This window comes from Acidiplasma cupricumulans, from assembly GCF_001402935.1.
Classification (GTDB): Archaea; Thermoplasmatota; Thermoplasmata; order Thermoplasmatales; family Thermoplasmataceae; genus Acidiplasma; species Acidiplasma aeolicum.
In genome coordinates this window covers 1-6792 of record NZ_LKBH01000274.1, presented here as the reverse complement: position 1 = coordinate 6792, position 6792 = coordinate 1, and the positions used below count along the sequence as shown (strand labels likewise).

The 6792-nt window shown below is 25.4% G+C and carries 5 protein-coding genes and 1 pseudogene; 1 reads left to right on the top strand and 5 read right to left on the bottom strand.

Features of this window, described 5'->3' with window-relative positions:
- The 5 genes and pseudogenes from AOG55_RS07505 to AOG55_RS07485 all read right to left on the bottom strand — a co-directional run.
- Window positions 1-470, bottom strand: a pseudogene (locus AOG55_RS07505) (DNA adenine methylase); the annotation flags it as partial.
- Between the two features lie 11 nt (window positions 471-481).
- Entirely contained in the window at window positions 482-1336 is an 855-nt protein-coding gene (locus AOG55_RS07500) for a hypothetical protein (RefSeq protein WP_055041115.1), read from the bottom strand.
- A 15-nt stretch (window positions 1337-1351) separates the two neighbouring features.
- Complete coding sequence (locus tag AOG55_RS07495; RefSeq protein WP_055041114.1) at window positions 1352-3412, bottom strand: hypothetical protein; 2061 nt, start codon at window positions 3410-3412, stop codon at window positions 1352-1354.
- A gap of 103 nt (window positions 3413-3515) precedes the next feature.
- Window positions 3516-5066, bottom strand: a complete 1551-nt coding sequence (locus AOG55_RS07490; protein ID WP_055041113.1) for an ATP-binding protein — start codon at window positions 5064-5066, stop codon at window positions 3516-3518.
- A 4-nt stretch (window positions 5067-5070) separates the two neighbouring features.
- Window positions 5071-6084 carry a DNA double-strand break repair nuclease NurA gene (locus AOG55_RS07485; RefSeq protein WP_055041112.1) on the bottom strand — a complete coding sequence of 338 codons (1014 nt, stop codon included), beginning with the start codon at window positions 6082-6084 and terminating at the stop codon, window positions 5071-5073.
- 311 nt (window positions 6085-6395) lie between these two features.
- On the opposite strand from AOG55_RS07485, the gene AOG55_RS07480 reads away from it, so the two are divergent.
- Window positions 6396-6792, top strand: a 397-nt coding sequence (locus AOG55_RS07480) for a hypothetical protein (RefSeq protein ID WP_156318803.1), incomplete at its 3' end; no start/stop codon positions are given.

Below are 6792 nucleotides of genomic sequence, written 5' to 3'. Positions count from 1 at the left end.
TCTAATCCAAATCTACAGGATATTTTATATTTTGATTCTTGTTTTTTACCACCAATAGGACCGCCTTTAACTATTCCTGAATATGATGTTCTATTTAAAAACAAAAATTCTATAGCATAATCTAAAATATTATTTTTATTTAAATTCGAATTAATGGATTTGTTAAGATGATTTTTAAATTCGTAATATTTTTTAACAGTTATATTTGTTGAAATTTCTTTGGTTCCTTCTATTAGTTCCTCATTTAAATTAAATACAGAATACCAAAATGCATAAATCATTGGATCCTTGTCATTAATGTATGATTTCTTAATAATACCTTTATCCAATAGGCCCAATGATATAGAAGCACTCCCTGCATAAGGTTCAGCCATAATATTATTTAATTTGTGATATATAATAAAATCTTTTACATAATCTACTAGCCACCTTTTGTTTCCTGGAAATCTTAATGGTGTTAAATTTTTCATTATATTACCTTCTAATTAATAGTCCACATGAGAATATCATGTTCTAAATTATGTTTTAGTGATAATGATATATTACTATCTTCACTTAATACTTCATAACGCCTGGTATACATTTTATTTAATAGATTTATAAGGTTTTGCTTGTTAGGTAATTCATTAAAAATTAATCTAAGTATAAAATAAAGGTTATCTTTATTGATATTATTATCAATTATTATTTTTAAATAATGGCCAAGTTTAGTATCTTTACAATAGATGTTATTAGTTTTAATACGAATATTATTTATTCTTGTCATTTTAGCTTGAACCTTATGCTCACCTCTAGCATTATAATTAAATAGGTCATCTATAGTAAATTTACTATCTATTACATTATTTTCCTGTAAAAATATTAAAGCATCTTTAGCACATTTTTGAAAAACTTCAGCATTTTCATCTGTTGTAAATTTAAAAGCTGAATTTTTATCGCATGCCATTAATCCCAGTAATGTTAAAATAATAGTTTTTTCATCCCATGTTAGTTCCTGTGTATTTTTATTATATAACTCAATAAAAAACTGTTTATTTAAATCGTTTAAAAATTCATCTATATTAGTAACTCCATACCTAGCTAATATAAGGGCCTTTAACGTTACTACGTATTTATCATTGCCTATTTCATATATTAAACCATCTCTAGACAATGTTAATTTATCACCATAATCTAAATTTAGTTTGTTTAAATTGTTGTTATTAAGTTTATTAAAATATTCATATCTTTTAGCAGGAATTTTTTTTATCACATCAATAACATTTATTTTCTTGAAATCTATTAATTGTTTTAAATTTTCCAAAAAGTTAGTCTTAACATCATCATTTCTTTCCATAAAGTTTATCTCACCTCAACTAAATTTTATAGATTCGCAACATGCTTCTGATTTATTATTATCTGGCCTTGTCATAAGCATTAGTAATAGTCTATCTGATTTGATCTGGCTTTCAGCAATATTTATTAGGTTTTGCAAATTACTATTATCCATATCTCCAATTTCATCAACTAATATAACAAGTTTTTTGCCATTTGTACCCTGTTTTATCCTAGTCATTAGTCCATTTAGGGTACTAGTTCCTGTACCAATTGAATCAAAGGAAATTTTAGTATCTTTCTGCGAATCTATAATATATTCCCTATTGATAAAATCAATCCCAGCCAAATCATATTTGTTATGTAGGTGATAGACAAATTTTATAATGTTTGCAATATAACTGCCTAGAGCATCATAAAAAACTTTATCTGTATTTTCTTGGCTAATATTACTATATTGATTTTTTAATAATAATTCAATATATTCTTTATACTTCTTAAGCTTCTTTTTTAATCCGTCTATTCTTTTATTTTCACATTCTATCTCAGTTTTTGTCATGGTGTATACAGGTTTTTCAATATTCTTTAAACTATTCAATGTATTTTGTTGATCTTTAATGTCGGTATTTAATGAGTCTATTAGTTTTTTATCCTCTTTACACTTATCTTCAGCATTTTCTAAATTTTTTCTTAAAATATCGAGATCATATATACTATAGGATCTTGTTAATTGATTATATTCATCTTCTATTTTCAATTTTTCTTTTTGAAGTAAATTTTTTTGTTTTTCTAGTTCATCAATCTGTGATTGATAATCCTCACCATTAATTTCATCCTCACCTAGCATCTTAGGATTATTTTTATCTTTTTCAATATTATAATTCCTTAAACTTGATGATAATTTACCAAATTCACTTATAATGTGTTCACATGCAGCTTTTAAATCATTAAGTTTAATATATTTATCATTAATGTCTTTCAATTTTTTTCTCTCATTATACAATCTTTCTAATAAAGTACTTGCAGTGTCATCAAAAATTGGTATTATCGGATTTTTATCTATATATTGGTTAATTAACTGTATTAATTGTTCAATTAAGTTGTATTGTAAAATGCTCTCACTATTACTACTATTTTTTAAATTTTCTTCTATTTGCTCTTTTATGTTATTAAAATATTTATAAAACCTAGAAATTAATTCCTCACTTAGATCATCACCATCATTTAGGTGTTTTAATCCTTCACCAAAAATCCATTGATATTCTTCATTTTTTTCTATAAATCCATCAAATAGTAACTGATCATATTTAATTAGAACATAAACGTCTTTACTATTTTTGATCAGCTCATTTAATTGTTTATTAATTTTTACATTTTTATATTTGTCTTTTTTAATCTTTTTATGTAAATTATTAATTTCTACCTCAATATCTGAAATTTTTAAATCTAATTGCTGATATTCATTATATATATACTTATTATGTAAATCTTGATAATTCCTACAATCTTCCTCATATATTGGTGTAATACTCTGTAATTTCTTATTTAATCCTCCTATATTTGCTATTATATCTTTCTTTGTATTTTCATATTCTTCATATTCTATTAACTTATTATATATTTCTCGAAGATGATTTTCATATTCTATCAATATAGTTTCATACCCAGATAGTTTATTATTAATATCATATAAAATACCATCTAGCTTTTTTACGGCCTCACCTGGAACTTCATAGAGAAGTTCAGTTTCTTCAGTGAAACGTGTATACCCAACTGACTTATCATTTATAAAATATTCCGCAATTTTTGATTTATTATCATATGTTATTTTAATTTTAAAATTATTATTATAGCTAGATATTGATAATTCCATTTTAAAATCTGGATTGTTTAAAATCAATTTTATTTTATTTTTCATAGTTTCATTATCTATTTTATCTAATTTAAAATTAGAAAATGCAAATTTAATTAATGATAAAGTAGTAGTTTTTCCAGAATCATTAGGACCTTTTAATATACATATATTATCACCTTTATAATCTTTAGAATAGTTCTCATTAACATTTATTTTTAAATTATCATACACAAGCTCAAACATTTAATCATCACCCTGTGATTCATGGTATTCTATAGCTCTTTCTAATGTTTTATACTCTTCATCAGTTAATAATTGCTTTAAAAGACTCTTTATTCCATTATTCTCATTTTTCATATAAACCACCCAATGGTAATGGAAATTTTATTAATTTCACAAAGCTTAGCCCATAAATTTGAGAAATAGCATAACCCGGACCAAGAGCTTCGTCATTTATGCTCTTATTTCTATTTCTTTCTGAATACCCTTTAAAGAAAATCTTAGAATTTACTACTTTGCTTATACCAGATGGTATATCTTCCAAATTTTGAGAGGCAAAAATAACACTAATTCCTAAACTTCTTCCCTTTCTAGCTATAGCATCAAGAGTTTTTAATGCCTCATATGTCTTGGAATTGCCATAAAATTCATGAACTTCATCGATGATCACTAATACAGGTACATCAGACTTTCCATTACTTTTTTCTTCATAAATTTTGTTAAGTATATCTCTTAATAAAATAGCGCCGAATCCAATTGCATTTTTTTGACTTAAATCTATAACAGACATTTTGCGTCTTTCCAAAATGTCATCTGCGTTTAATTCCCGAGCATTTGGATTATCAAAAAATGATGATGCAGTTATAAAAGCATTTTTAAGACTATTTAATGTTCCAGCATGTAAGGTATATTCATATGTATCACCATTAGCTGTAAGAACACGATAAACCCTTTTTTTCTCAGGATCATCCAAATATCTGATAAAATCAGACATTTTACATCCTTCGCCCCTCTTTCCCATAACATTGGCCTGCCAGTATCTAAATATATCTATTATTTGCTCAGCTCCCTTTGCAGACAAATTCTGAATAATACCGCTTAGATTTTCAGGATCTAAGTTCTTAGTTTCTATTGTTATACTTACGGCCTTATTTTTATCCATTTTTTTTGACATAGGTATGTTATTTCCCGGATAATATATTCTGAATGAATCTATTCCATGAGCAGTTTCCCCCAAAGCCTCCCATTCATTAATAATATCCGTTTTTTCAGTTTTCGAAGGTTTATCCATATATAGAAAATCATCCTCTTTTACATTTATAGCTAAAACAGCTCCTGGACCGTTTAATATATCCAATTTTTCCACAAAATATTGTGATAAATATTTCATTGCTGCAGTTTTGCCAGATCCTGTTGCCCCAGTAATAAGAGTTTGATAAAAAAAGAATTTTTCTGGTATATTCACTAAAATTGGATTTTTATTCTCATCCTTTATTATTTGAGAGTCATATGCATACATTGCCGATAAAAACACTGGTATTCCTTTATTGTTATTCATTATATAATCAATTTCTTCTTGATTAGAACGTCTTGCAAATAACATAGGTTTAATATAGCTACTTAACCCATCCTCTCTTTGAGGTATTTCTTTTATTCTCACTGCAAGTACAATATTTCTAACCTTTTGATCCTGAAGTAAAGGTTTAATATCCATGTCAGCTAGCATTGGGGATACACTAAAAGAGTTTATTTGTGCTGATTCTTCAACCCTTAATATAAATTTTTTATCTTCATCCTCCACAGTTATATATGAGCCATAAGGAAGTATTCCATCGTTATCTGATTCTTTAGATATTAGTTTTATTTTGCCGCCTTCTTCACCTAATGTTATTAACATTATTTTACCACCCGAATCTGGTATAATTCATTGTTGGAACTAAACCTGATTTAAATATAATATCATCTATATTTATTGTTTTTAATACTTCTCTAGCATATTCTTCGGCAATAGCTACTATTTTTGGTTGTGGATTATTAACATTACCCTGAGAGAGCAGTAAATAATAAATGCAATTAAATATATTATCTAGCTGATTTTTATAAAATTTATAGGTCTCTTCATGAATTTCGAATCTTATTGGACTAACATGTTCATAGGGTTTTATATAAGTGAAAATTTTATTTTTATTCCTACTATTTATATCCTGGTACATATATAAACTAGTTCTTTGACCTTTCTTTAATATTTTAAATGCAAATTCAAAGTCTGAGTTATACTGGCCTTCATACAAATTATCAACTATTAATGAACTATCAGAATTCTTAACAATAAATATAGGTATTACTCCTTTTTTTAACAAATTTAAATTAAGCTTTATATTGTATTCACTTATCTGACCTCCTATGAGAGGACCATCAATAAGTATAATAGAGTTTTGAATTGTATATTCTTCTAATAACTTTATCTTATCAAGTACATAATCGATTTTAGATTGAATAGATAAATCATCGGCATATTTTATTAAGTTAGAATTATTAACTAAAGTCCTGGATTTGGTATAAAAATTAAGAGAAAGCTTTACAATAGGTATATATTTCTCTGATTTCAATGTAACTAAACTATGAGCAAACATATAACCATTACCTTCCAGAGCCGGTATGTTTATTAAACTTTCGTCATAGCCACTTATAATATGATTAGTATTTTTTATGTATTCATATCCCAATTCTGGATTTAAGTTTATTATATTTTTATCCTCTAAAACTTTAATCTTACCATTTCCAGTATAATCTGGTGTATTAATTGAAATTGGAGCTGTAATTTCATCTTTTGAAAAATTAATATTTGACTTTTGTAATTCTTCTATCAATTTGTTAAAATCTTCAGAAATTATTAACTTAGAATAATAATCCATATCGATGTGTTATTGATTGATAATATTTAAAACTTATCAAATTTTGTATGTTGTATAGAGTATTTTTATATGTTTATAAATAATATTTTTTTATTTATTATCTTCTAAGCATAACATTGCATCTATAATGCATTAGCAATCGATTAAGATTTATAATTAGTAACCATTTAATAAACTGATAAATCATTTATATTGGAAAAAAATACAAAGAATTTATATTTAATCAAAATTTTAGTAAAATACAATATATAAACTTTGCTAATAATAATACAAAAATTTTTATATAACATTATTATTCAAAGTTCGATATTATGGTATTATCACAGTATGATTTAGATAAAATTCCAAGAGATATGACTTTAAAAGACTGTTACGAAAGAATATATCAATGGCATAAAAAGTATGGTAAACAAAAAATTAAAGATAAAAATGCAGATACTGAATACAAAAATGCTTATTTAAAGTTTTTAAATAAAATTCCAGACCCAAATAATGCATCCCCCGAGAATATGAATTTAGTTTTTGATGAAGTTATTACAATGCTATTGGAATGGTCTTATCATGAAATAGATGATTATGGAATTAAAATTGGGGCATATGCACATAGAGCTTTAGAAATACAATATGGTAATTATAATGGAATTAATAATCAAAATTTTATAAAAAGTATGCATAATTCATCCCTTTATCAAGAATTTGGTGATACTA